Source organism: Pseudoalteromonas sp. MER144-MNA-CIBAN-0113 (assembly GCF_040308965.1).
Lineage (GTDB): Bacteria > Pseudomonadota > Gammaproteobacteria > Enterobacterales > Alteromonadaceae > Pseudoalteromonas > Pseudoalteromonas tetraodonis.
Map to the genome: position 1 here is coordinate 41,036 of NZ_JBEOOG010000003.1, position 24,913 is coordinate 65,948.

Annotated in this window: 26 protein-coding genes; 5 read left to right on the forward strand and 21 right to left on the reverse strand. The window is 39.2% G+C overall.

Going from position 1 to position 24,913, the window contains the following annotated elements:
* Window positions 1–3 precede the first annotated feature (3 nt).
* Window positions 4–486, reverse strand: coding sequence for a YajQ family cyclic di-GMP-binding protein (locus AAEY57_RS01485; RefSeq protein ID WP_008466001.1), 483 nt, complete (start codon window positions 484–486; stop codon window positions 4–6).
* Window positions 487–637: 151 nt separating this feature from the next.
* Here AAEY57_RS01485 and AAEY57_RS01490 point away from each other — a divergent pair, with 151 nt between their 5' ends.
* Complete coding sequence (locus AAEY57_RS01490) at window positions 638–988, forward strand: VanZ family protein (RefSeq protein WP_008113182.1); 351 nt, start codon at window positions 638–640, stop codon at window positions 986–988.
* Window positions 981–1,883 (forward strand): ketopantoate reductase family protein, encoded by a 903-nt coding sequence (locus AAEY57_RS01495; protein ID WP_350605875.1) that lies wholly within the window; start codon window positions 981–983, stop codon window positions 1,881–1,883. Before AAEY57_RS01490 ends, AAEY57_RS01495 begins: the two co-directional genes overlap by 8 nt.
* A gap of 292 nt (window positions 1,884–2,175) precedes the next feature.
* Here the strand turns inward: AAEY57_RS01495 and thiI are convergent, their stop codons facing one another.
* A complete protein-coding gene (gene thiI / locus AAEY57_RS01500) occupies window positions 2,176–3,633 on the reverse strand; it encodes a tRNA uracil 4-sulfurtransferase ThiI (RefSeq protein ID WP_010391044.1) in 1,458 nt (485 codons plus the stop codon).
* Between the two features lie 100 nt (window positions 3,634–3,733).
* Window positions 3,734–4,387, reverse strand: coding sequence for a TetR/AcrR family transcriptional regulator (locus AAEY57_RS01505; protein WP_010391043.1), 654 nt, complete (start codon window positions 4,385–4,387; stop codon window positions 3,734–3,736).
* Between the two features lie 177 nt (window positions 4,388–4,564).
* Here AAEY57_RS01505 and coaD point away from each other — a divergent pair, with 177 nt between their 5' ends.
* Window positions 4,565–5,056: a pantetheine-phosphate adenylyltransferase gene (gene coaD / locus AAEY57_RS01510; protein WP_010391041.1), complete on the forward strand. Its 492-nt coding sequence runs from the start codon at window positions 4,565–4,567 to the stop codon at window positions 5,054–5,056.
* A gap of 40 nt (window positions 5,057–5,096) precedes the next feature.
* On the opposite strand, the gene AAEY57_RS01515 is transcribed toward coaD, so the two are convergent.
* From AAEY57_RS01515 to argC, 9 genes are all read right to left on the reverse strand, one after another.
* Window positions 5,097–5,615 (reverse strand): hypothetical protein, encoded by a 519-nt coding sequence (locus AAEY57_RS01515; protein WP_075170685.1) that lies wholly within the window; start codon window positions 5,613–5,615, stop codon window positions 5,097–5,099.
* Window positions 5,608–6,123: a hypothetical protein gene (locus AAEY57_RS01520; protein ID WP_010391039.1), complete on the reverse strand. Its 516-nt coding sequence runs from the start codon at window positions 6,121–6,123 to the stop codon at window positions 5,608–5,610. Before AAEY57_RS01520 ends, AAEY57_RS01515 begins: the two co-directional genes overlap by 8 nt.
* Window positions 6,116–6,604, reverse strand: a complete 489-nt coding sequence (locus AAEY57_RS01525; protein WP_350605880.1) for a hypothetical protein — start codon at window positions 6,602–6,604, stop codon at window positions 6,116–6,118. The genes AAEY57_RS01520 and AAEY57_RS01525 overlap by 8 nt, the downstream gene beginning before the upstream one ends.
* A gap of 571 nt (window positions 6,605–7,175) precedes the next feature.
* Window positions 7,176–7,376: a hypothetical protein gene (locus tag AAEY57_RS01535; RefSeq protein WP_010391035.1), complete on the reverse strand. Its 201-nt coding sequence runs from the start codon at window positions 7,374–7,376 to the stop codon at window positions 7,176–7,178.
* Between the two features lie 248 nt (window positions 7,377–7,624).
* Window positions 7,625–9,490, reverse strand: coding sequence for an argininosuccinate lyase (gene argH / locus AAEY57_RS01540; RefSeq protein WP_036979750.1), 1,866 nt, complete (start codon window positions 9,488–9,490; stop codon window positions 7,625–7,627).
* Window positions 9,491–9,542: 52 nt separating this feature from the next.
* Window positions 9,543–10,745 (reverse strand): argininosuccinate synthase, encoded by a 1,203-nt coding sequence (locus AAEY57_RS01545; RefSeq protein WP_350605884.1) that lies wholly within the window; start codon window positions 10,743–10,745, stop codon window positions 9,543–9,545.
* Window positions 10,742–11,674, reverse strand: a complete 933-nt coding sequence (locus tag AAEY57_RS01550) for an ornithine carbamoyltransferase (RefSeq protein WP_010391031.1) — start codon at window positions 11,672–11,674, stop codon at window positions 10,742–10,744. Before AAEY57_RS01550 ends, AAEY57_RS01545 begins: the two co-directional genes overlap by 4 nt.
* 7 nt (window positions 11,675–11,681) lie before the next feature.
* Window positions 11,682–12,449, reverse strand: coding sequence for an acetylglutamate kinase (gene argB / locus AAEY57_RS01555; RefSeq protein WP_010391030.1), 768 nt, complete (start codon window positions 12,447–12,449; stop codon window positions 11,682–11,684).
* Window positions 12,446–13,459 carry an N-acetyl-gamma-glutamyl-phosphate reductase gene (argC, locus tag AAEY57_RS01560; protein ID WP_350605888.1) on the reverse strand — a complete coding sequence of 338 codons (1,014 nt, stop codon included), beginning with the start codon at window positions 13,457–13,459 and terminating at the stop codon, window positions 12,446–12,448. Before argC ends, argB begins: the two co-directional genes overlap by 4 nt.
* Window positions 13,460–13,680: 221 nt before the next feature.
* On the opposite strand from argC, the gene argE reads away from it, so the two are divergent.
* Window positions 13,681–14,826, forward strand: coding sequence for an acetylornithine deacetylase (argE, locus tag AAEY57_RS01565; RefSeq protein WP_008466031.1), 1,146 nt, complete (start codon window positions 13,681–13,683; stop codon window positions 14,824–14,826).
* Window positions 14,827–14,875: 49 nt separating this feature from the next.
* Here the strand turns inward: argE and panP are convergent, their stop codons facing one another.
* Window positions 14,876–16,501 (reverse strand): pyridoxal-dependent aspartate 1-decarboxylase PanP, encoded by a 1,626-nt coding sequence (gene panP, locus AAEY57_RS01570; RefSeq protein WP_350605890.1) that lies wholly within the window; start codon window positions 16,499–16,501, stop codon window positions 14,876–14,878.
* Between the two features lie 259 nt (window positions 16,502–16,760).
* Between panP and AAEY57_RS01575 the strand changes: the two genes are divergently transcribed.
* Window positions 16,761–18,629, forward strand: a complete 1,869-nt coding sequence (locus tag AAEY57_RS01575; protein ID WP_138626537.1) for a GGDEF domain-containing protein — start codon at window positions 16,761–16,763, stop codon at window positions 18,627–18,629.
* On the opposite strand, the gene trmB is transcribed toward AAEY57_RS01575, so the two are convergent.
* The 8 genes from trmB to folB form a co-directional block, all read right to left on the reverse strand.
* Window positions 18,626–19,297 (reverse strand): tRNA (guanine(46)-N(7))-methyltransferase TrmB, encoded by a 672-nt coding sequence (trmB, locus tag AAEY57_RS01580; RefSeq protein WP_350605892.1) that lies wholly within the window; start codon window positions 19,295–19,297, stop codon window positions 18,626–18,628. The two genes, AAEY57_RS01575 and trmB, sit on opposite strands and share 4 nt — an antisense overlap.
* Entirely contained in the window at window positions 19,297–20,064 is a 768-nt protein-coding gene (locus AAEY57_RS01585; RefSeq protein ID WP_008466038.1) for an ABC transporter permease, read from the reverse strand. The genes trmB and AAEY57_RS01585 overlap by 1 nt, the downstream gene beginning before the upstream one ends.
* Complete coding sequence (locus AAEY57_RS01590; RefSeq protein ID WP_013464297.1) at window positions 20,065–20,994, reverse strand: ABC transporter ATP-binding protein; 930 nt, start codon at window positions 20,992–20,994, stop codon at window positions 20,065–20,067.
* Window positions 20,991–21,614, reverse strand: a complete 624-nt coding sequence (locus tag AAEY57_RS01595; RefSeq protein WP_350605895.1) for a flavin prenyltransferase UbiX — start codon at window positions 21,612–21,614, stop codon at window positions 20,991–20,993. The genes AAEY57_RS01590 and AAEY57_RS01595 overlap by 4 nt, the downstream gene beginning before the upstream one ends.
* Window position 21,615: 1 nt before the next feature.
* Window positions 21,616–22,971, reverse strand: coding sequence for a UDP-N-acetylmuramate:L-alanyl-gamma-D-glutamyl-meso-diaminopimelate ligase (gene mpl / locus AAEY57_RS01600; RefSeq protein WP_033104024.1), 1,356 nt, complete (start codon window positions 22,969–22,971; stop codon window positions 21,616–21,618).
* Between the two features lie 146 nt (window positions 22,972–23,117).
* Window positions 23,118–23,918, reverse strand: a complete 801-nt coding sequence (locus tag AAEY57_RS01605) for an undecaprenyl-diphosphate phosphatase (protein ID WP_033104023.1) — start codon at window positions 23,916–23,918, stop codon at window positions 23,118–23,120.
* On the reverse strand, window positions 23,915–24,403 hold the full coding sequence (folK, locus tag AAEY57_RS01610; protein WP_075170695.1) for a 2-amino-4-hydroxy-6-hydroxymethyldihydropteridine diphosphokinase: 489 nt from the start codon (window positions 24,401–24,403) through the stop codon (window positions 23,915–23,917). Before folK ends, AAEY57_RS01605 begins: the two co-directional genes overlap by 4 nt.
* On the reverse strand, window positions 24,404–24,763 hold the full coding sequence (folB, locus tag AAEY57_RS01615; RefSeq protein WP_109875644.1) for a dihydroneopterin aldolase: 360 nt from the start codon (window positions 24,761–24,763) through the stop codon (window positions 24,404–24,406). It abuts the gene before it with no gap.
* Window positions 24,764–24,913 lie beyond the last annotated feature (150 nt).

Consider the following 24,913-nt stretch of genomic DNA (forward strand, 5'->3'; position numbering starts at 1 on the left):
AAATTAATCGCGGAAGTTTTTAAACTGAAATGGCTGACCTAAATCGGCAGTGCGTACAACTTGCATAGCAGCTTGTAAGTCATCACGCTTTTTGCCCGTTACGCGTACTTCTTCGCCTTGAATAGCCGCTTGCACTTTTACTTTAGAATCTTTAATGGCTTTTACTACTTTTTTAGCCATATCTTTTTCGATACCCTGCTTTAGTGCAACGTTACGAAAAACATTTTTGCCTGCGCGAGAAATATCTTGTAGTTCTAGGCTCGCAACGTCCATTCCACGCTTTGAAACCTTCCCAGCTAAAATATCAAACAACTGCATAACCTGAGCATCTGCTTCAGCTTTTAATTTAATTGTTTTATCGTTTAATTCAATTGAGGCATCGACCCCTCTAAAATCAAATCGTGTCTCTAATTCACGATTGGCATTATCAACCGCGTTTTGTGCTTCGTTCATTTCTACTTCAGATACAATATCAAATGAAGGCATGATGTTCTCCTAACTAGCTAATCTTAATTTTATGCGGCAATTATAACGTTAAAATGATAAATCTTTACACTTTTCTGCATCTTGTTCAGGTGCGATACTAATTTAGTTTGATATACTGAGGCTTCTTTTTTATACGATTTTAGGATTCTTCGTGACAAGGCGTGTTTACCAAGCTATTTTTTTGATTAGTATTGTCGCATTTACCTTCTTATTTGCTAAAGAGGTAAAAGGCGCTGCAAACTTATTTCCGCATGTAGATAAAGTGGCGCATTTTGGTATTTTCTTTTTACTTGCCATTATTATGGATAAAGCCTTTAAACTACCTTTATATGCACAAATATTACTGTTAGCCGGTTATGGTGCCGCAATAGAAATTATGCAAGATAGCCTTCCTTACAGACAAGCATCACTGGCCGATTTTGTTGCCGATTTTATTGGTGCGGCGAGCTATTTTTTAGCTAAAGCCCTATTAACACTACGTAAAAAGAAGCGTTATGGCTAACATACTTGTTGTTGGTGATGGTGCTATAGGCTTGTTATTTAGCCATTTTTTAGGTAAATATCACACAGTTTATGTTCTTACCAAAAAAGGCACAGTAAATACTCGCTTTTACAGCCACAGTAACGCTGCGTCTGAAAAAATCAACGCCACTTTTATCTCACAACAGCAATTAGCCCAAGCTCCCGAGTTTGACATTGTTTTATTCACTGTTAAAGCGTTTGCAGTGCAACAAGCCTATGCCCAAGTAAAGCCTTATCTTGGTAATAATACCCATATTGTACTGAGTCATAATGGCATGGGTAATGTTGAACAATTAAATGCACAGTTAACACAGCAGCAATCGTTGTACTTTTTAACCACTAGCATGGCTGGATTTAAGTCAAACCCTAATATTGTGCAGCATACCGGAAACGGGCAAAGTGTATTAGGGGGCTGTAATCAACTGGCTATTCAAAATATTCAACAGCTTAGTGCGCAATTACACACTATTCCGCAATTAATTGTCAGCAACAATATTGAGCAACTACGGTTTGAAAAGCTACTAGTTAATATTGCCATAAATCCATTAACCGCTCTGTACAATATAAAAAATGGCCAGTTACGTGCGCCACAGTTCAATAGCTCAATTATTAATTTATTAACAGAGGCGTGCCATATTGCGACCGCGCTTAAACTTAATATTAAGCTTATCGATGCCCTCGAGCGTGGCTACAAGGTAATGAGTTTAACGGCAGAAAATTACTCATCTATGCATCAAGACGTTATGCACAATAGGCAAACTGAGATCATGGCAATTTGTGGTTATATTAGTGAGCAAGGCAAGCGACATAATATTGCGACCCCGTATAATGACGCCTTACTCGCTGAAATTCTGGCAAAAAAAAGCGCGGACTAAATACGCGCATCTAGGGTCTGTTGACTTTTGCGGATTACAATTTGTTCAAACTAGGGGTGGTTTAATCGCGGCGCGAGGTTTGTAACCTAGTGGGCTAAGTAAAAACCGAGCAACAAAGAGTAAATCGCCCCTAGGCAGAACCCTTCGGGCAGCGCCTGTTTGGCATTGATGCTGCGTTATCGCCTATTTATGGGGAATAACCACACCACATAGGCTCTGCCTTGCCTAAATACCAAACAGACTTCTGCAAATTTAACCTTAAAGGGTCAACAGACCCTAATATATTAAGCCATTAACGACGATAGACTTTTACAGTGGTAAAGCCTTCTTCGTGAAGAATAAGCGCTTGTAACTGGCTCATTACCCCTTTTTGGCAATATAAGTAATAGTCTTTGCCTTTAGGTAAATCACCAAACTTAGTTGCTAAACGGAAAAACGGTAAGTGGATAACTTCAATACCATCAATTTCAAGCGGTGCGGCATCTTCTTCCTCAGGTGAGCGAATATCAACAACAACCGCTCCTTCAGGTAACTCTGTAACTGACTCAGCCTCTTTAAGCTCTTGCTTAGCTTCAACATCAATATCGCGCACATCCATAACACGGGCGTTATCAATAACGGTATTTAATACATCAAAATCAAACTTCTCTTCTTCTGCTTTAATGACTTCAATTTTGGCTTTAACTGTCGGCTTTTTAGAGATCACACCACAGTATTCAGGCATCGTCTCAGCCATTTCTGCAGTGCCTATTTGGCGCGCTATATTGATGATCTCTTGCTTATCATGTTGAATAAGAGGACGTAAAATCAGCGTTTCGGTTACACGGTCAATAACACTTAAGTTAGCTAAGGTTTGGCTAGACACCTGACCTATACTTTCACCCGTTACCAAAGCTTGAATATTTAGTTTTTCAGCAACGGCACTACCCGCTCGCATCATCATACGTTTAAGCACAACACCCATTTGGCTGTTTTCAACGTTTTCTAAAATTTCCGCAACAACTGGTTCAAAATCAACAGTAATAAACTTAACTTTATGCGTAGAGCTGTATTGTTTCCATAGGTAGTAGCTCGCTTGCTTAACCCCAATTTCGTGGGCAGCACCACCTAAGTTAAAGAATAAAAAGTGTGTACGAGCGCCTTTACGGATCATCTGATAACTGGCAACGCCAGAATCAAATCCACCAGACATAAGCGATAATACATCGTCTTGTGTTGGCAGTGGAAAGCCCGCCATTCCTAAATGGGTTTGCGTCACTATGTAGGCTTTTTCGTCTTTAATTTCTAAACGAATCGTTACCTCAGGGCGGCTTAGCTTTACTCGAGCTCCTTCAACATGTTGATTAAGCCCGCCACCAACGTAGCGCTCTAGTTCAGTTGAAGTAAAATCATGTTGACCTATGCGCTTAGCACGGACACAAAAGGTTTTACCAATAATAGTGTGGCCAACTAACGCAATGGTTTTTTGATAGATGTCATCAAGGGTTTTAAAGTCTGTTTCGGTCACTTCAATAAACTGTACGATGCCAGGAATGCGCTGCAAGCTATCAATAAAATCAAGGCGAGTTTGAGCATCATCTAGTTTTGTAACAACTGAAATATTATCCCAGTTATTACGTACTTGTACTTTTTCGTCAACACGACGCAATACAATTTTAATGTTATTTTCTAACACTTTGGTAAAGCGTTTACGGACTGAACGGCTTTTAATGGCTATTTCAGGGTGAAGTTTGACGATAAATTTAAGCATAGTTCAACTCTTAGACTGCGGGAATTCGCGCACCCAGGCATTGGGCGCGGCGGATTATAGCAAAAAATTTAGCGCCTAGGAACTAACCAACTCAACAGGCTTAAGGATTCTGGGGGGCAGCATTTGCTAAAAGTGCGTACTTGTCTCTTAACTGATTAATTTTATTTGCGCTTTTTTCTGTACTGTAAGCCTTAAATAAAGTCAGTACTTTTACAATGCCAGGGTAAATATCTTGCTCAACCAGCACACCACTTAGTCTTCTTGCTTTCATATAGGGTGTCCAAAAGCTAACCGTTAATTTTAGCGTATGAGCAAGTTCAATGGCATCTTGTTCATCAATGGCAATAATTTCACTATCCCGCAAGGCCAAAATGATGTTACGTACCTGCTCAAGTAATTCCTGCTGAAAATCAATGTAACCCTGTTTTAAATGGCTATCGCGAGCAAGAATATCGCCAAGGTTGTCGTAAAAAAAATGATAGCGCCACATTAATTCAAATAGCGAATCTAAATAAGGGCCAAGATGCTCAAAAGCATCGTCGCCTTTATCAACTGGCTTAAAGTGAGTACTTAAATGATCACGATAAAGTGCAAATATATGGCGAATAATGTCTTCTTTATTTTTAAAGTGGTAGTAAAGATTACCCGGACTCATGCCTAAACTCGATGCAATATGATTAGTTGATATTGCTCTTTCACCATGTTCATTAAACAATGAAATACTGGTTTGAATTATTTTATCCTTGGTATTCATATACTCATTACTCAATTTTCGAAAATACGATGCTGCATTAAAACAATCCACTAGTATAAACAAATAGTCAGCGTTAAAACAATCAAGGCATGAAGTTCTTCACAATTTACTTACAAGGCTGCTTTGCACACTAAACACTGCTACACTACGGCTAAAAATAATAACACAGTAAATATTATGAAAGTGACCGCAATCTACCCAGGCACATTTGACCCTCTTACCAACGGCCACACTGATTTAATTCAGCGTGCGGCTAAAATGTTCGATACCGTTATTGTTGCTATTGCTCATAACCCGAGTAAAAAACCGTGTTTTACTTTAGAAGAACGCGTTGATTTAGCAAATGAAATTTTAAGCCATTTAGATAATGTAAAAGTGATTGGCTTTTCAGGACTGCTGGCTGATCTCGCTCGTGACCATAACGCAAATGTATTGATTAGAGGTATAAGAGCGGTTTCTGATTTTGATTATGAATTTCAGCTCGCAAATATGAACCGCCGTTTAAACCCTGATTTAGAAAGTGTATTTTTAACACCTGCTGAGCGTAATACCTTTATATCATCAACGCTCGTAAAAGAAGTTGCACGCCATAACGGGGATGTGAGTGAGTTTGTTGATAGCATAGTAATGAAAGCATTGCAGTCGAGGCTAGGGAAAACCAAGCATTAATAATTTTTTCAGAAAGTAGCGTATAAATGAGACGCTACTTTTAGACTCCTAAAATAAAACGGCCTTTAAATTTCTTCCCTAACCAGAGTATTTTTAATACGTCTTTATTTATGATTAAAACTACCGCCATAACACAATCACTGACAACTTGACCTATTGCATAAAGCGCCCAAAACCACCAGTAATCGGTATTATCCTGCATGCTGACATCGTAATGCATACCTAAAAACATGAGTGCATTAAAGCTAAGCCCTACAATAAGGTAATAAAAAGCAACAGGAATAATTTTGCCCTTAATAAAGTATCCCCAAATAACTAGCAAAAGAATAGTCACTATATCAAACATAAACATTTTAAGATGAGGTGTCTCTGTAGTTGGATCAATAAACATGCTTGAAGTATAAGATAGCATCATAATAAAAGAGAGAAGCAAAAGGTTTTTATTGGGATTGTTTATACTTGTCGATAGGTTATACAAAAAAGAGATTACAAATAACCAAGTTATAAAAATCGACATATAATCAAAAATCGCGACTAACTGCCAAAGAAAATCAGCCATTAATAATAGCCTTATTAATACTAATTTTTACAAGCCAATTTTTAAATTTCACTACTCTCAAAAAGTCTTTATTGATAAAGAAAATGGCTATCATCATAAAATCCATAAGATTAATTCCCAAAGAATAAAATGACCAGAACCACCATGGTGAGCTGTTACTAAAAACAAATACATCCAGATGCATGCCAAAAAATAACAGTGAGTTTATGCTTAGCCCTAATAATAGATAAGAAGATATAATGTTTTTATTTAAGAAGTTACTTACAACCAAAATAGCCAAAATAGTCATTAGATCAAAAAGTAATAGTTGCATGTAAGAAATGTTTTGAATATCAATAAACAAGCTGGAAGAATATGAAACTGACATTATCAGTGACAGCCATAAGGCCTCTTTTTTGGGTTTATTTATACTCGTTACTAATGAGTATAAAAAAGCCATTAAAAAGCCCCACTGAACAAATGCGCCGAGGTAAAGAGATACATATGGGTTGAGCAAAAAATTATCCATTTGAAGGATTATTTCGAATAGCTAAATTAAGTTGCTTTTTTACCTGTCGTTTTTTTAAGATATTTGTATTTATTACCAAAGAAATAATCATTAATACATCAATAAAGTTTACTCCTAAAGAGTAAACACTCCAAAGCCACCATTCATCAATATTATCACGTACAAATAGGTCATAATAAATAAAAAATGTTAGCAGACTATTTATTAGTAAGCCTGGGATAATATAATAGCTAGCGAGGGGAGCTTTAAGGCAGAAATTCAATAAAATGAGAATAATAGAAATGGTTATATAATCGAAGAGGATCCAATCTAAATATACATTTTCTAATATCGGAAAAAAATCACTACAAAAGTAAGAGGAAAACATAATAGCGGCTAAGTATGTTAACGACTTGTCTGCCTTATTTATACTCGAAACAAGTGAGTATAAAAACGCCATTAAAAAACCCCATTGAGTGAAGGCACTTACGTAATCAACCATGCTGTAATCGATATACAACTTAGTTACAATCCCTTGCTATTTTTGGTCTTTGAAATGATGGTAGTATTTTATTTTTGAACTTATGTAATCCCAAGAAATCTCTATCAACAATTAATACAACTATCATAATGAAGTCTACAAGATTAACTGTATATGTATAAGCATCCCACAAAAACCATGGTTCTTTGTTTTTTAATATATAGATATCTAGATACATGCAAAGAAAAAGGATTGAATTTATTGATAGACCAATAATTAAATATATAAAAGATGGGGTTGTTTTCTTTATAATTTTATACATGCATGCGAGAGCGATGATCGTGACAATATCATACATGGCCCAATCAAGATAAATTGAATCTTTCATCGATAGCCACGTATAAAAATAATCAGAAAGGGTATAAGATACCATCATGATAAATGAACTGAGTAAGAGAGTTGTTCCCCTTTTTACATCTAATGAATATACAAATACATTAAAAAAGAAAGTCATTAGAAATCCCCACATCGTAAAAGCAGACAGTGAGAACAACCCAAAAAGCTCAGTTAAAATCATTTAAAACCTTTATAATTATTTAGGTTTCCATGTTGGTATAACAGTACCACCACCTCGCTGTAAATCCGCAGTAGCAGCCGTCATCGCCTCTTTAGAAAAGCTTACTGTATCAGATTGTAGGGTTTTAGGGCTAGCAGTTTGTTCCATTGCAGGCTTTAATTGTTGCGTTTTATTGTATGCTTGCATTTGTACTTGGCTATTAGCTGAAATTTGCATGTAATTAATCCTTTTGAGTATTAAATTTATTATTGGCGCAAATTTAAATCACACCACCTTAAGCAGTACTAAGTAACTGCTGTAACGTACTGCATATGTTAGTTAATTGACTAATGAACACGTTACACAAAAATAAAGCAAACAACATGCCAACCTTAACTTTTCAACGTAAAGATTTAAAAATCATTTTATTTTACTCAAAAAAAAACGCATCGGGGTCACCGTGCGTTTTTTATCCTAGGGATTGCTCAAGCCACGTTTTTACAGGGGATCTCCATGCTATTACTTGGCTTTAACATATATTCCATTGCGACTTCATCACAGTTTTCTTTGCGTAAACATAGCTCGCAATCTTTCATTACTTTTTCAGGTAGGCTCTCTTTATTACAGAAACTAAACCGCTGATTTTCGAAAAAGTCAGGTACACGAGTCAGAACAATGACACGATTAAGTGCCAACTTTTTGGCTTTCACTAATAAGTGTTCAACCAGTTCTCGTCCCTGCCCCGTTACTGCGCTTTTAGGATCAATGCCTAATGAACGTATTTCAGCTAACCCTGTGTCGTAAATATAAAGTGAAGCACAACCCGATACCTGACCGTCTATCTCGGTTACGGCAAACTCATTAATTGAGTGCACCATATCACTTTTAGCTCGCGGTAAATTTTCGCCGACTGTTGCCCAGTGCTGTACGAGTTTAGCAATTGCTTCTACGTCATCTAAGTTGGCATCACGAACCGTTATTTGCTGTTTTTTTTTCGCGTCTTTCACCGCTTTGCTTACTTGCTCTAATGATGTACCGCCAAGCGCTTGGCGTGCTTTTATACAGGCGTCAATTTCAAGTACCGGATACACGTCATCTTCAAACACTGGATTTACTGATTTATACTGCTCTAGTGAAAGCTCCTCTAACGTTTTACCTTCACTAATAGCTAATTGCACCAACACCCCAACAATATGATGCCCTTCTCTGAACGGCACTCCTTTAGCGACTAAGTAATCAGCAAGTTCGGTTGCATTCGCGTGGCCACCTTTTGCCGCTGCAAGGGTTTTATCTGCTTTCACTTTTATACCTTTGATACACGCTTGTGCCATATGAATACACGCAAGCCATGTTGGCATGGCATCAAAAATGCCTTCTTTGTCTTCTTGCATGTCTTTATTGTAGGCAAGCGGTAGTGCTTTTAGAGTCATCATCATTGCGCTAAACGCACCAAACACCCGGCCAGTTTTACCGCGAATTAGCTCTAATGCATCTGGGTTTTTTTTCTGTGGCATTAAAGATGAACCCGAGGTCACATTATCGGCCAGTTCAATAAAGCCAGCTTCTCCCGAGTTATAAAAAATCAGGTCTTCAGACATCCGCGATAAGTGGATCATCGAAATAGACGCACAGCTTAATAGTTCAACAACAAAGTCACGATCAGATACACCATCTAAACTATTTTTAGTCGCGCCAGTAAATCCTAGCCCTTGTGCAAGTGCATGGCGATCAATCGGGTATGCAGTGCCTGCAAGAGCGCCACTGCCGAGTGGGCAGTAGTTCATTCTTGCTTGGGCATCTTGCAACCGGCTTTCATCACGCTCTAACATTTCTACATAAGCCATACACCAGTGACTAAATAACACCGGCTGTGCACGCTGTAAGTGCGTATAACCTGGCAGTATTGTGCCAAGCTCACGTTCAGCCAAGCTAATAAATTCAGCTTTTAGTTGTGCAATCGCTTTTAAGATATGATCGGCAGTATCGCGACACCAGAGTCTAAAGTCGGTAGCAACTTGGTCGTTACGGCTTCGGCCTGTGTGTAATTTTTTAGCTAAATCACCCACTTTTTCAATTAGTGCAGCTTCAACATGCGAGTGAATATCCTCAGCACCTGAGGTGGCAACAGCGTGTGGATCTGCTTTTACCTCTTCAAGTAATTCATATAATGCCGATACCAGCTTTTGGTGTTCGTCATTAGATAACACGTTCACTTGTTCAAGTGCGCCAGCCCATGCAACAGAGCCAATTATATCTTGCTCTGCTAATTGATAATCGAAGGGAAGTGAATCGTTAAACTGTTTAAACGCTTCATCTGGACCCGTAGAAAAACGTCCGCCCCATAATGCCATGAAATCTCTCCAAACCCGATAATAGCCCCTTAATTCCAAGGGGCATAAAAAATTACTTTTTAGCTAATGCTGAAATTCTGCTTGATAGTGAGAATAAACGAATAAAGCCTTCTGCATGCGATTGGTCATAAACATCGTCTTCACCAAAGGTAGCAAAATCTTCGCTATATAAACTGTTAGGTGATTTTTTCTGAACCGCAGTGACTTGGCCTTTATAAAGCTTAAGTACCACTTCGCCCGTTGCTAGTGTAGACAGCGCTTCTGCACCGGCTAAAATAGAATCTTTTAGTGGCGTAAACCAACGACCGTCGTAGACTAAGTGTGAAAATTCACCCCCGAGTACTTCTTTCCATTTACGGCTCGCTTTATCAAGTACGAGCTCATCAATAGCTTGCAGCGCTGCCATGATCACAGTGCCGCCTGGCGTTTCATAACAACCACGCGATTTCATACCCACTAAACGGTTTTCTACAATATCGACACGGCCCACACCATGAGGTGATGCAATGTCGTTTAATTTAACTAAACAATCATAAGGTTTAAGCTCTTCGCCATTTACAGCAACTACTTCACCTTCAACAACCGATAAAATGACGTGTTCAGCTTTATCTGGGGCTTGCTCTGGTGAATTAGTCCAGGTCCATACTTGCTCACTTGGTTCACACCAAGGGTCTTCAAGTTCACCGCCTTCGTGAGAAATATGCCATGCGTTAGCATCACGACTGTAAATTTTAGTTGCTGACGCAGAACATGGAATGTCACGTTCAGCTAGGTAATCAAGCAATGATTCACGGCTTGATAAATCCCACTCACGCCATGGCGCAATCACTTTTAAATCAGGTGCGAGTGCGGCAAAACATGACTCAAAACGTACTTGGTCGTTACCTTTACCCGTACAGCCATGAGAAAGTGCATCGGCACCTACTTTACGTGCAATTTCAACTTGCGCTTTAGCAATGATTGGACGCGCCATAGAAGTACCAAGTAAATAAGTCCCTTCATATATAGAACCCGTTTTAAGCGTTGGGTAAATATAATCGCTTACCATCTCATCTTTTAAATCAACCACGTAACACTCAGATGCACCAGACGCTATAGCTTTAGCTTCTACGCCTTCAAGTTCTTCAGCTCCTTGGCCAACATCGGCAACAAAGGCAATAACTTCACAGCCGTAGTTCTCTTTTAACCATGGCACGATAGCCGATGTATCAAGACCACCAGAATAGGCTAAAACGACTTTTTTAATTGAACTCATAGGTGTTCCTTAACAAAATTTGGATTTAACAATGTAACTAGTAGCGCATTTTGCGCATGCATGCGGTTTTCTGCTTGCTGTATAATTTTTGATGCAGGGCCATCCATTACCTCAGAAGTAATTTCAAACTCACGGTGTGCCGGTTGGCAATGTAATACCGTAGTTGCACCGGTTTTTTCTAACAATGCCTGGTTTAATTGATAAGGCATGTATTTTTCTTTTACTTGCTCAAGAGGAGTTGTATCCCCCATTGATACCCAGGTATCGGCGTAAACAACATTAGCGCCTACTGCAGCCTCAACCCTGTCACTTACCATTACAGAAGCGCCATTCATCGCTGCTATTTGCTCTGCTTTTTTAAGTACTTGCGAATCAGGTGAGCTGCCTTTTGGTGTTACAGCGACAAAGTCTGTTCCTAAAGTAGCGGCTAATAGCATTAATGAGTGCGTTACATTATTGCCCTCACCTAGGTAGGCAAGCTTTAACTGGCTAACATCACCATGTACTTCTTGTAGCGTTAAAAAATCAGCTAATGCTTGGCATGGGTGATATAAATCACACAAACTGTTAATCACAGGAACGGATGAATACTCACCGAGTGTCGTTAACGTACTGTGCTGATTAACCCGCGCAACAATCCCGTCTGCCCAAGTCGAAATATTTAAGGCAAAATCTTTTATTGATTCGCGGGCGCCCATTGCACCATTTTGTTGGTCAAGGTAAACCGCATGGCCCCCTAAACGGTTTATACCAATATCAAATGAAAGGCGAGTACGTAAACTTTGCTTTTCAAACAAAGTAACCACTGACTTACCAGCTAGCACTTGGCTATATTTACTTGGGCTTTCTTTAATATCTTGCGCTAACTTTAATAAATTTAGTGCGCCTTGTTGGTCTAATTCTAGACCCGTTAAAAAATCTTTAAACATGTTCAACCTATGGTGTTACTTTAGTTCCGACATGCTCGCCTTGCAGCAAAGCAGTTAAGTTTTCTGGCTTTTGCCAGCTGGAAATGTACACACCTCGTCGTAAATGTTGGGCAGCGTGAAGACTGGTCTTAACTTTGACCTCCATCCCGCCCAAAATTACTCCCTCTGCAATTAAAGTATCAATGTGTTTTGTGTCAAGTTGATGTAAAGGCTGCTTATTGGCATCAAGTACCGCCTCTACGTCCGTCATAAAAATAAGTTCTGCATTTAAATTATTTGCCATTGCGGCGGCTGCTTCATCGGCATTAACGTTGTATAACAAGCCCTGCTCATCAAAGCCGATAGAACTGATGATTGGTAACCGGCCAGCACTGAGTAAATCATTAATAATAGAATCAGCATTGTTGTGACATTGACCTACTTGACCCAATGCTTTTAATTTTTGCGAGGCGGTGATCCCTGCTTCATATAAACTTAACCCCACCGGCTTATGACCAACACTAATTGCTTGCGCCATGAGTTGTTTGTTTGCCGCACCCGCAAGGGCTCCAACAATATAAGGCATCTGTTCTTTAGGGCTAATACGTAAACCTTGGTGTTTAGCACTGGCAAAACCAGCCTCTTTTAACCAGCTATCAACTAATGAGCCACCACCATGCACAATCACAAACTGAGCATCATCTTGCTCGTTGAGTATTTCAAATAATGCTTTAGCGGCATTTTCAGTATTGAGTACTGCACCACCGAGTTTAATAACCCACGTTTTACTGCTCATCTAAACGCTCCTATTAGACCTGTAGTGTGGGGAAGCCCCATTGATAAATTAATACATTGCAAAGCCTGACCAGCTGCCCCTTTTAATAAGTTGTCAATTGCTGCCATTACTATTAACTGTGAGCCTTGCTGCTGCCACGCAATATCTACATAAGGTTGTTTGGCCACCCCTTTAATCGAAGGGATTTTGCTGCCAAGCAAACGAATTAATGGCTCATCAGCCAATACTTGATAAGCTTTAGCTACTTGCTCACTGGTCACACCCGGCTTTAATTGCACATAAATAGTTTCTAAAATACCGCGCGGGAAATTACCTAAATGAGGAGTAAATAACACCTCATGACCTAGGTGCTGTTGTATTTCAGGCCCGTGACGGTGATTAAACAAACCATAGGGTGCAAGTGATACCTCACAAAAATGCGTACCGATGCTGGCTTTTCGCCCTGCGCCAGTTACGCCAGAAACCGCATTAATAATAATTTTTTCATCACTCAACAAGCACGCTTGTTGAAGAGGCTTTAATGCATTTAATGCAGCCGTTGGATAGCAGCCAGCAACAGCAATTAACTGAGCATCAGTAATGACTTTACTATTCCATTCAGCAAGACCATAAGCCGCTTGATTAAGTAGTTCTGGATGTTGGTGTTCAAAGCCATAATAAGTAACGTAATCATCATTACTTGCAAGACGATAGCCACCGGAAAGGTCAAATACCTTTTTGCCCATCGCTAAAAACTGAGGCGCTAAATCCACACTTACTTTATGATCGGTGCACAGACAAACGTAATCTGCTGAATGAGTGATATCAGCAAGTGCATGTTCATTTAGTGGCTGCAAAGGTAAATCAAGTAACCCTAAATGCTCAGGATACAATTCACTAAGCAACTTATGTCTATCTAAACTTTGCGCTGATACATAACAGCCAGTTAGTGAAAGCGTTGGATGTTTTGCTACTAAGCTAGCCAGTTCTGCGCCGCTGTAACCGCTGGCACCTATAATTACTACGTTCATTATTTACTCTTTATCTAAAATTAGTGACCACATTCCATGTTGTTTGTTTACACTAGGGTCTAACCCAGCCAAACAGATTAAATTTATGAGTGATAACTATCGTCGTATTATTTTCATGGCGTAACTTTAATATATTTATGCTTAAAAAGTGAATTGATATTCATAGTAAATACTTTTATATTGTTATGCAATTAAAATGAATACTTATTTTGGAATTTTTTATGTCTCTGCCGTCATTTATTTCGATGTACCAGCAATTGATTGCTGCCCCCTCTATCAGTGCCATTGAAGATCATTTATGCATGAGTAATAAAAGTGTCATTGAATTGCTAGCGCAATGGTGTGAAAGCTTAGGTTTTAACTGTGAAATAATAGAGTTAGAAGGCAACAAAGGTCGCTACAACTTATTAGCAAAACGCGGTCAAGGCGACGGCGGTTTAATGCTAGCAGGCCACACTGATACAGTGCCATTTGATGATAGTCGTTGGAATCACAACCCATTTAAATTAACTGAGCGAGATAACAAACTATTTGGCTTAGGTAGCATTGATATGAAAGGTTTTTTTGCTTTTGTACTGCAGGCTATTAGTGAGCTTGATGAAAAGCAACAAACACAACCAATTTTAATATTAGCCACCGCAGACGAAGAAACCACTATGGCTGGCGCACAACAAATCTGTAAGCACCCAAATTTAAAGCCAAGTCGCTGTATTATTGGTGAACCTACTGATATGACGCCAGTATTTACTCATAAAGGCCATATGAGTACAGCAATAAGAGTTGTCGGCCGTTCAGGACATAGCTCAGATCCCGAACGGGGTCTTAACGCCATCGAAGTGATGCATAAAGTGATTACAAAATTGCTAATCTTAAAAGAACAACTTAAGAATAAATATTCAATAAATCACTTTGAAATTCCTCACCCAACGCTCAATTTAGGTAATATTCATGGGGGCGATAATGCAAATCGGATTTGCGGTTGCTGTGAAATGCACATTGATATGCGCCCTCTTCCTGGCTTAAGTGTACAAGAGCTACAAGCATTGCTGCTTGATGCAACCTACGATATAAATCAGCAATACCCTAATTCGGTCAGTGTGATTGATTTACATGAGCCAATTCCAGCATTTACAGGAAGCACAGACAGCGCGTTAGTTAAACTAGCCGAAAATATAGCAGGGCAAAAAGCAGTGGCTGTTAATTACTGTACTGAGGCACCATTTATACAACAACTGGGTTGTGAAACCATCGTCATGGGTCCGGGTTCAATTAACCAAGCGCATCAGCCCGATGAATATTTAGCGATGGAAAAAATAAAGCCTTCGCAACAAATTATCAGCAACCTCATAAAGGCGAGTTGCTTTTAATCAGTAACAAAAAAGACGCTATTAAGCGTCTTTTTTATAGCATTTATGGTTACATATATTTTCGTAAATACTTTTTAAATACAGGGTCGGTTTGAGCTAGTTCTTTCTGCTCTTCTAATATCTCTTTTAATATTGCACCTGATGTAAGCGGATTCGCAAGCACCACTCTAAATACCACGGTTGGTTGGTTATCATATTGAACTGGCGTTAAACGTGTACGCGATACAAACGAGCGACCCGATTCACGTTGTCGTTTTTGCATGCTAGCAGTAAAGCGATTAAGCGCGGCAAAAATATCTAAACGGGTCTGTGCATCGGCCTGTGCTATCGCATTTTTAATTTGCTTAGGAACATAACGATAAGTTAATAAACACAGTTCGGGTTCTGATATTAATTCAAAGTCTTCATCTGCTTTTATCAAACCAGCAAAGTAACGTGCTTTTTTAATACTGCGATCGATAAGCATTTCATAGCCTTTACGACCAATAACACGTAAGCAAGCATGCACTAACATCGCCATACCAGGGCGGCTCCCCTCAAGGGTATGGCTGCCTAAATCTTTAGAGCCTTTACGTAAAATATATTCAGCATGATGCTCTATGGCATCAGTTGCAGCAGGGTCTTTAAACAGCACCAAACCTGCTCCCATCGGTACATACATTTGTTTATGCGCATCAATGGTGATTGAATCTGCATGCTCAATACCTTTTAAAAGGTGCCTATGGGTATTAGAAAGTAAAGTAGCTCCGCCCCACGCCGCATCAACATGAAAGTGGCAATTAATCTCTTGTGCTAAATTAGCCATGTCTTCAAGTGGATCGATATTACCAGTTTCAGTCGTTCCGGCTACACCAATAATTGCCATCACTTTAATGCCTTGCGCTTCAAGCTCTAGCGCTTTTTCTCGCATAGCATCTACATCAACTTTATTATCAGCCGATGTTTTAATACCAATTAAATTCTCACGGCCAATACCTAATAAATCAACCGATTTGCCTAATGAGTAATGACCTCGCTCAGAGATTAAAACCGCCAGTCCTTTGTAACCATAATGAAGCATTCCCGCCACTAAACCTTGTGCAGCAATGCCTTTAAAGTTGCCATCCGCTTTCAATAAGCGGTTGCGGGCAATCCAAAGTGCTGTAATGTTAGCTACTGTGCCACCAGAGCAAAATGCTCCTAAAGAGGTTTTTGCACTGTGCATCCATTTAGAATAAAAGCCATCATTTTGTCCATAAGCTAAATGATGCATCATTCCTAAAACTTGACGCTCTAATGGGGTAAACGCTTTTGAGGTTTCTATTTTTACAAGGTTTTGATTTAGCCCGACCATTAATTTCGATAACGGCAGTAAAAAATGTGGCAGAGCAGATGTCATGTGACCAATAAAGCTTGGCGCTGCGGTATGTACAGAATGAGCAACCAGCTGTTCCATAATATCTTGGGCATAGCAAGACACAAACGTTGGCTCTTCAGGGATAGCCGCCGATTGAAAATCTTTTTCTATTTCATGTAATGGTTTTTCAATTGCCGCGATATTTTCGTTTAAGAAACCTGCTAAATTACTCGAAATTTCAAGCTCTATTTTGCTCAAAGTTGAGTCAGGGGCCTCTGGAACGGTAAATATCCGTTTGAGGCTTTCTTTAGAGGCGACGGCACAACGCTTTTGATCCATCTTCATACCTAGTGTGTGACTAAAACACCTGTTAGTTTGTAAAACACGCTAATTTAAGGTGTTTTTAAGCAACGGCATTTCTAAAAAATTGCGCTAACTTTACTGCAATATGACAAAAATGTCTCGCTTTAAGCCATAAAAGACAATACAAAATAGATAACATTTCACTATTTTTTATATTTAGTACAAAGGGTAATTAAAATATTGGGCATTTATAATTTTTAAGTATAATAAATCTAACAAAAAATAAGGATGTTACATGCTAAAAGGAAATCTAAAATTAACTCGGTTGGCGCTCGGTACCGTCTTTTTTTTAGTCAGCTTAATAATCTACAGTTACTACACCTACACTGCCATCAATAATGATGTGATACGCAGCATTGATAATCGTTTATTAAATGCAGCCACCAGCGTAAAGTACATTTTAGGTAGTGATTATCACGATAAAGTAGCGCAAGAAATTAGCTTTTCAAGCTATCAAAATAAAGCCGACCAGCTTTCGGCATTGGCCAATGATTTAAATATAGATTATTTATATTCAATGGTACTGATTGATGAAAATGTTTATTTTACTGCCTCTAGCTACACTCAAGATGATCAAAATAACGGTAAAGTTACTCAGTTTTTAGATCTTTATCCCGAAGCCACGCCAATAACTATGGCTGCATTTTTATCAACGGCCCCTATTTTTGAAACCTCAACAGCGCATCGCGGCCATTCTAAAACAGTATATATTCCTCATCTGGCAAAAAATGGCAGAACCTATATTACAGCTGCAGATATTAGCGTTGATAAAATTAGCAATGCGTTAAAAACAGACTTATATCAATCTATGTTTCATTTTTGCTGCGTAATTATTATTTTATTAATAGTTTATACTCTTTATTACTATGGAGTACGTCGTTCATTAATGAGCGACCATGCAAGCGGATTCGAAAATCATATTGCCTTAGAAAAACGGCTAAAAAAAAGCAATGAACATCATTTACAAATTGCGATTATTTTAGTGAACGAAATTGATAATATCAGCCGTTTTTTTGGCACAAAAACAGCCGATGAAGTGATGAAAAAGCTGCTCACTCACTTTAAGCAGCAAGCCCGTTTGCACGCACGTATTTATCGTATTGCAACTAATAAACTCGCTATTTTGACTGATAAAGAAACTCCCTTTGATGAGCTATATAGCATCATACAATCGCATAATAAAAATATACCGTTTTTAAATCAGCCTTTTATTTATATTACACTTAACGCTGGTGTAGCTAGAGGCAATAAGTCATTACTGCTTAAGAATGCTCATATTGCGTTACTGCAATCTAAGCAGGGCGATCAGAGTATAGTTAACTACTGTGAGGCAATTAACGACGCTAAATCTCTATATTTATATAATGTTGAAATAGCAAAAGAAATTCGTGAAGCATTTGATGCTCATCGTGTTGTTCCTTACTTTCAGCCGGTTATAAATACTCATACCGATGAAGTTATTAGGTATGATTGTTCACCGAGAATAGTCACTTCACAAGGGGAGATTTTAACCCCTGATACCTTTGCAAATGCACTAAATAGACTGCGTATGAATGGCATGTTAACCCATGCCCTGTTTACTCAATGTGTTTCACGTTTTCGTAAATCAGCAATTTGTTGGGAGTTAACTCTGTGCGCTGAAAACATTGCAGATCCCACTATTTATGATCATATTGCGTATGAGCTTCATCGCTACCCTAATCCTGAAAACATTACTATTTCAATTTTAGAGTCGCAGGTTATTTCACATTACTATGAAATAAAGTCATTTATCGCAATGGTAAAAAGTAAGGGGGCAAAGGTGGTGATGCACTGCTGGGGTAATGAGTTTATCAATACTCTTAATACTTTAAAAGTGGAGGTTGATGGTATAAAACTCGATGGAGCAATCACAAAGCAGCTATTAAATGATGCAAATACGTCGCTATTTATATCCTACATCACTGATATAGCCCAGCAGCTTGAACTTGAATTGGTTGTTGAAGCGGTAGAAAGTAATACGGTTGCAGAGTTACTCAGCCAACTAAATGTGACGCTGATGCAAGGTAGTTTCCTTGGCAAACCAACGCCACATGTTACTGAGTTTAAAAAAGCAATGAATTAGTTATTAATATTAATGGCTAGTCGGTGGCTTTGCTGACCACTGGCCCAGTACTTACGCTCAAAAGGAGTAATTGCTTCGTCTGATTCAAACAACGCGGTTTGACAAGGATACCCAGCTAACTCGAGCGCTCTGGCAAACTCTTTAACATAGATATCCCAGTTACTGCGCACTTCAAGCAAACCACCTAATTTAACAATAAAGGGGAAGATAGCAGCCCCATGCCAGCGCCGCTGAATGTGCTTAGACTTAGGCCACGGGTTTGGATATAGCAAATAATGATGAGTAGGCCGCCAATTAGCAGCGACAGCTAAACGCCAAAAATCATTTAAGTCAGCTTGCACCAAAATGTATTGACCACTCTCAGTTTGTTTATACTCAACATCATGCTTATCAAGTCGATGAGATGACTTATCAATACCTATGACTAACGCTTCAGGATGACGTTTTGCTAAATTAGCGGTGCTCTCTCCGACCCCACAACAGGAGTCTAAAATAAGCGGCCCATTAAAGGCTTGCACTTTAGCATTAACTTCATCAAATGCGGTTTGCGTATGCGTTGCAATTGGCTTTTTAAACTCAGCCTGTAAGTGTTTATTAACTATTTCATCAAGCTTTTCATGAAGTCCCGCTTGATTAGATACAATACTACGTGAATTTGCATCGCTCATTAGTGTCTTAGCCCCACACCTTTTTTAATTAGCGTCAGTGCTAAAGTAAATAGGACGCTGATAAACACCAACAACACACCCATTGCGACCGATAAATCTACATCCGAAACACCTAAAAACCCATATCTAAATGCGTTAACCATATAAATAATTGGGTTTATTTGCGACACCATTTGCCAAAAATCAGGCAGTAAAGTGATTGAATAAAACACCCCGCCTAAATAGGTCAACGGCGTTAAAATAAAGGTCGGAATAATACTTATGTCATCAAAGCTGTTTGCATAAATAGCGTTAATTAATCCACCCAAGGCAAACACCGCCGAGGTGAGAATAACAGTGGCTATAATCACAAAAATATTATGTATTTGTATATCTACAAAAAATAAAGAAACGCACGTTACGATAAAACCAACCATAATGCCACGGGTCATACCTCCGCCCATATAACCCAGTACAATGATGTAATTAGGCACAGGTGCAACTAATAACTCTTCAATACTTTTTTGAAACTTAGTTGAGTAAAAGCTAGAAGCAACATTTGAATAAGAGTTAGTTATAACTGACATCATAATAAGGCCAGGGACAATAAACTCCATATAGCTAAAACCGCCCATGTCACCAATACGCGAGCCAATTAGGTTACCAAAAATAACAAAATATAAACTCATCGTGATCGCTGGCGGTACTAAGGTTTGCACCCAAATACGCAAAAAGCGAATGCACTCTTTAATCCAAATACTTTTTAAGGCTACGCCATATTTAAACATTTATTCGCCCCGCCCTTGCTCTAATAAACCTACAAATAATTCTTCTAATCGATTCGCTTTGTTTCGCATACTCAGCACGGTATTACCTTGTTCAGTCAATGCTGTAAACACCGCGTTTAATCCTTGAGATTTAGCCACTTCAACTTCAATGGTGTGGTCATCCCCCATAGTAAATTTGTATCCATCTAGCGTTACGGGTTTAGACGGTTGTTTTAAATCCAATACAAAGGTTTCTTTGTCTAATTTAGCAAGCAGGGCTTTAATCGTGGTGTTTTCAACAATTCGCCCGGTATCAATAATGGCGATGTTTTTACAAAGCAGTTCAGCTTCTTCAAGGTAGTGGGTTGTTAAAATAATGGTCACACCTTGTTCGTTAATTTGCCTTAAAAAGTCCCACATTGAACGGCGAAGCTCTATATCAACCCCCGCTGTCGGCTCATCTAAAATAAGTAATTTGGGCTCATGCATTAAGGCACGTGCAATCATTAAACGGCGTTTCATACCACCAGATAAGGTACGCGCTTGCTTATCTTTTTTCTCGATTAATCCAAGCTGCGCTAAGTATTTATCTGCACGTTTATGTGCTTCGCCGCGCGGTACACCGTAGTAACCTGCTTGATTAACGAGTATTTGGCTCAGCGTTTCAAACTGACTAAAGTTAAACTCTTGTGGTACTAGGCCTAAATTCGCTTTAGCCGCTTCAAGGTCGGTATCAATATCGTGACCAAATACTTCAACTTTGCCTTTGGTCTTATTAACCAGTGAAGAAATTACCCCAATAGTGGTTGATTTACCCGCCCCATTCGGGCCCAGTAATGCAAAAAAGTCACCTTCGTGAACTTGTAAATCAACCCCTTTTACTGCCTCTACCCCATTTTTGTAAACCTTGGTAAGGCCTTCAATATTTAAAGCAATATTTTGCTTATTCATTTCTTACCCTCACCATAACCCCAACGCTTTGTGAGATTATGTTCAATATTTAAATGATCTAAAATTCGCGCCACCATAAAGTCAACCAAGTCTTCTATGCTTTGCGGTTGATGATAAAACCCAGGTGCTGCAGGCATAATTGTTACACCTAAACGCGATAATTTAAGCATGTTTTCTAAATGAATTTCGCTAAATGGCGTTTCGCGTGGCACTAAAATAAGCTGGCCTCGCTCCTTTATTACCACATCGGCGGCGCGCTCTAATAAATTATCTGATGCGCCGACTGCAATGGCAGACACAGAGCCTGCGCTACATGGACATACTACCATTTTTTTCGGCGCTGCAGAGCCCGAAGCTACCGGACTAAACCAATTATCTTTACCAAATACCTTTAACTGCCCAGGTTTTGCGTTATATAACAGGCTTAATTGCTCTGTGGCCTTGTCTTCATTTGCTGATAACTTTATATTGGACTCGGTATCAAAGACTACCCGCGCGGCACTTGAAATAAGCACATACACTTGAAACTGCTGCTCAAGCAACACCTCTAATAACCTTAGTCCGTAAGGCGCGCCTGATGCACCACTAAATGCTAAGGTGATTTTATCTTTAAATTGCACATTATTCTCCGCTGTATTTATTGGCCAAGCCATCAACAAGTTGTTGATGAAGGCCATTAAAACCACCATTACTCATAATTAAAACATGTTGATTTGGCTCAATACTTTCAAGCACTGTTTCGATAATGGCTATTGTAGAATCAAAACACTGCATACCGGCTTTTTCTGCTTGCTCCTTGAGCGACCAGCTTAAGTTTTCTGGTTCAAACAGTAGCACCTCATCCGCATCGCGTAATGAATCTAGCAATGTAAATTGATGAACTCCCATTTTCATGGTGTTAGAACGCGGCTCTAAAACCGCAATAATTTTGTCATTGCCCACTTTGGCGCGCAGCCCCGCAAGCGTTGTTTGTATCGCGGTAGGATGATGGGCAAAATCATCATACACTTTAATGTTATTTATATCCGCTTTAAGCTCCATACGCCTTTTTGGGCTGATAAATTCGCCTAAAGCCGCAATACTGTGCTCAATAGCAATTCCTACATGGCGCGCTGCTGCAATGGCCATCATGGCATTTTTAACGTTATGCTCACCAATTGCCTGCCAGTTAACTACACCTTGCAGCTGCGTGTTTAATAACACATTAAATTGAGAACCATCCGCTTTAAGTAGCTGATAATCCCAATCATTGCCTAATGTTTCGCTCTCGCTCCACAGCCCTTTTGCTATAACATCGCTCAGAGCCTCATCATCTTTTGGCCACAATACTTTGCCGCTTTGCGGTAGTGTACGAATCAAATGGTGAAATTGTTTTTTAATTGCGTTTAAATCTTCAAAAATATCAGCATGATCAAATTCAAGATTATTTAAAATAAGTGTTCGAGGTAAATAATGAACAAATTTACTGCGTTTATCAAAAAAGGCCGTGTCGTACTCATCGGCTTCTATAACAAAAAATGGCGTTTGCCCAACTCGCGCAGAAAGACCAAAATTTTGTACAATTCCGCCAATTAAAAAGCCAGGCTTTAAACCCGCATATTCAAGTATCCACGCCAACATACTGGCGGTGGTTGTTTTACCATGAGTTCCTGCCACAGCCAGCACCCACGAATCTTGTAGTAAGTTATGTTTTAGCCACTCAGGTCCTGAAGTATAAGGCAGGCTCTTATCGAGTACATATTCAACACACGGGTTACCACGGCTCATAGCATTACCAATAACAACGATATCTGGAGCTGGCTCTAGTTGAGATACGTCATAGCCCTGTGTTAGTTCAATACCCAGTTCTTGTAGCTGAGTACTCATTGGTGGGTAAACGTTTTGATCTGACCCAGTAACGTGGTGACCCAATGATTTTGCTATAGCGGCAATACCACCCATAAATGTGCCACAAATACCCAAAATATGTATATGCATTTACTATCCTTTCATCCTGCGCGGAGTTTGCTCTAGGGCAAAATTTAATGGCGCTATAATGCCAAAATTTAGCTTAAGTTACCATTAACCCTTGGCGCAAATAAAAAAGCCTCCCAAAGTGGGAGGCTTTCCTGAAGATTAATGGCTTATAGCATTAAAAAGAATATTAAACCGACACCTAATAATAAACGATAAATAACAAATGGTAGCATTCCCATTCGCTCAATCACTTTTAAAAACATAAAAATACAAGCATAAGCTGATAAAAACGACAGCACTACACCTAACAATAATGCCGTCCAATCTACGATATGATCGCCAAGGGCAAGCTCTGCAGTATAATAAAGACCCATCATTGAAATGATTGGAATAGCTAATAAAAACGAAAAGCGCGCTGCACTTTGCTTGTTCATACCTAACATTAAACCCGCTGTCATGGTAATACCTGAACGTGAAGTGCCAGGGATCATTGCAACGGCCTGTGCAAAGCCAATAATGAGGGCCGTTTTCCAGTTTAGCTGATAAATTGTTTTTATTTGCTTACCTTTAGCATCGGCGAACCACAACAACAAGCCAAATACGATTGTTGTGGTTGCAATCACCCATGCACTGCGCAAATACAGTTCAACAAAATCTTTTAGCAATAGCCCTAAAATAGCGGCAGGCACAGTACCTAAAATTATCCACCAGCCTAGTTTGCTGTCATCTGTTGTACCTTGTGCACCAAACGATTTAAACCAAGCACCGAGTATATCGGCCACTTCTTTACGAAAATAAATAACAACAGCTATTAACGTTCCTACATGAACGGCAACATCAAATGCCAAGCCTTGATCTTCCCAGCCTAAAATTTGCGACGGTAAAATTAAGTGTGCAGAACTCGATATAGGTAAAAACTCAGTAAATCCCTGAATTAGGGCTAAAACAATTATTTCTATAATACTCATGGGTTAGAAAACTCCACCTTCCATAGTTTTTGTTGAGGGTTGTTATATGCATTCCATATTTGGGCAATCGTTTGTTTTGCTACCGGATGATAAAAATCAGGGGCCACCTCAGCTAAAGGCTGTAAAACAAAGGCGTTTTTAGTAATTTCGTCACGCGGTAATTGTGCTGGGCTCTCGCAAATCACATCATCATAAAAGAGTAAGTCGAGATCCAAAGTACGTGGGCTAAATTTTTTATCATTTGCTTGGCGGCCATTGTCGCGTTCAATTTGTTTTAATAACGCGCACACATCAACCAGCGCCATGTTAGTGGTGGCGGCAAGCACTGAGTTATAAAAGTTATTACCGGCAAAACCCACAGCTTCACTTTCAAATACTGATGAGTGATGTGTGTTTTCAAAGTGCTGATTTAACGCCACTAGAGCACGCCGAATATGCTCAGCTTTATTAATGTTTGACCCTAGGCTAATAAATATCTGCGCCATTTAAGCCGTAGCCTTAATGCGCGTAATCTCTACACCCACTGTTTGCGCTTGTGGAACTGCAGCAGGCTTGCTAACTTTTATTGTTACTTGAGGAGTATTAAATTCGGTTAAGATAATTTGCGCTAATTGCTCTACCAGCGTTTCTAAAAGCTCGACTGGTTTAGCAGTGCTGTGCTCGATAACACGCTCACTCACCTTAGCGTAATCCAGTGCCAAGTTAATATCGTCGTTTTGTGCTGCGGGCTCAATGTCGCTTAGCATCTCAATATCAAAGTACAGGCTTTGTTTACTTTTCTTTTCAAAATCATACACCCCGATAATCGTTTCGACATGCAATTGTGATATAAATACCTTGTCCATTGATACTCCAAATGACTGTAACAAGTCACTGAGTTAATTACATATTGTATCAATCAAATTAATACTGTATATACTTTAATCAGTGTTTAAATATACTAAAATTACTTCTACAATAGAATAGTTACAAAATTGCGAGTAATTTAAGAAGCC

What these genes read in the sequence shown, in the direction of transcription:
- AAEY57_RS01485 (WP_008466001.1), bottom strand. Translation starts at nt 486, where the DNA reads ATGCCTTCATTTGATATTGTATCTGAAGTAGAAATGAACGAAGCACAA.
- AAEY57_RS01495 (WP_350605875.1), top strand. Translation starts at nt 981, where the DNA reads ATGGCTAACATACTTGTTGTTGGTGATGGTGCTATAGGCTTGTTATTT.
- thiI (WP_010391044.1), bottom strand. Translation starts at nt 3,633, where the DNA reads ATGCTTAAATTTATCGTCAAACTTCACCCTGAAATAGCCATTAAAAGC.
- AAEY57_RS01505 (WP_010391043.1), bottom strand. Translation starts at nt 4,387, where the DNA reads ATGAATACCAAGGATAAAATAATTCAAACCAGTATTTCATTGTTTAAT.
- coaD (WP_010391041.1), top strand. Translation starts at nt 4,565, where the DNA reads ATGAAAGTGACCGCAATCTACCCAGGCACATTTGACCCTCTTACCAAC.
- AAEY57_RS01515 (WP_075170685.1), bottom strand. Translation starts at nt 5,615, where the DNA reads ATGGCTGATTTTCTTTGGCAGTTAGTCGCGATTTTTGATTATATGTCG.
- AAEY57_RS01520 (WP_010391039.1), bottom strand. Translation starts at nt 6,123, where the DNA reads ATGGATAATTTTTTGCTCAACCCATATGTATCTCTTTACCTCGGCGCA.
- AAEY57_RS01525 (WP_350605880.1), bottom strand. Translation starts at nt 6,604, where the DNA reads ATGGTTGATTACGTAAGTGCCTTCACTCAATGGGGTTTTTTAATGGCG.
- AAEY57_RS01535 (WP_010391035.1), bottom strand. Translation starts at nt 7,376, where the DNA reads ATGCAAATTTCAGCTAATAGCCAAGTACAAATGCAAGCATACAATAAA.
- argH (WP_036979750.1), bottom strand. Translation starts at nt 9,490, where the DNA reads ATGGCATTATGGGGCGGACGTTTTTCTACGGGTCCAGATGAAGCGTTT.
- AAEY57_RS01545 (WP_350605884.1), bottom strand. Translation starts at nt 10,745, where the DNA reads ATGAGTTCAATTAAAAAAGTCGTTTTAGCCTATTCTGGTGGTCTTGAT.
- AAEY57_RS01550 (WP_010391031.1), bottom strand. Translation starts at nt 11,674, where the DNA reads ATGTTTAAAGATTTTTTAACGGGTCTAGAATTAGACCAACAAGGCGCA.
- argB (WP_010391030.1), bottom strand. Translation starts at nt 12,449, where the DNA reads ATGAGCAGTAAAACGTGGGTTATTAAACTCGGTGGTGCAGTACTCAAT.
- argC (WP_350605888.1), bottom strand. Translation starts at nt 13,459, where the DNA reads ATGAACGTAGTAATTATAGGTGCCAGCGGTTACAGCGGCGCAGAACTG.
- argE (WP_008466031.1), top strand. Translation starts at nt 13,681, where the DNA reads ATGTCTCTGCCGTCATTTATTTCGATGTACCAGCAATTGATTGCTGCC.
- panP (WP_350605890.1), bottom strand. Translation starts at nt 16,501, where the DNA reads ATGGATCAAAAGCGTTGTGCCGTCGCCTCTAAAGAAAGCCTCAAACGG.
- AAEY57_RS01575 (WP_138626537.1), top strand. Translation starts at nt 16,761, where the DNA reads ATGCTAAAAGGAAATCTAAAATTAACTCGGTTGGCGCTCGGTACCGTC.
- trmB (WP_350605892.1), bottom strand. Translation starts at nt 19,297, where the DNA reads ATGAGCGATGCAAATTCACGTAGTATTGTATCTAATCAAGCGGGACTT.
- AAEY57_RS01585 (WP_008466038.1), bottom strand. Translation starts at nt 20,064, where the DNA reads ATGTTTAAATATGGCGTAGCCTTAAAAAGTATTTGGATTAAAGAGTGC.
- AAEY57_RS01590 (WP_013464297.1), bottom strand. Translation starts at nt 20,994, where the DNA reads ATGAATAAGCAAAATATTGCTTTAAATATTGAAGGCCTTACCAAGGTT.
- mpl (WP_033104024.1), bottom strand. Translation starts at nt 22,971, where the DNA reads ATGCATATACATATTTTGGGTATTTGTGGCACATTTATGGGTGGTATT.
- AAEY57_RS01605 (WP_033104023.1), bottom strand. Translation starts at nt 23,918, where the DNA reads ATGAGTATTATAGAAATAATTGTTTTAGCCCTAATTCAGGGATTTACT.
- folK (WP_075170695.1), bottom strand. Translation starts at nt 24,403, where the DNA reads ATGGCGCAGATATTTATTAGCCTAGGGTCAAACATTAATAAAGCTGAG.
- folB (WP_109875644.1), bottom strand. Translation starts at nt 24,763, where the DNA reads ATGGACAAGGTATTTATATCACAATTGCATGTCGAAACGATTATCGGG.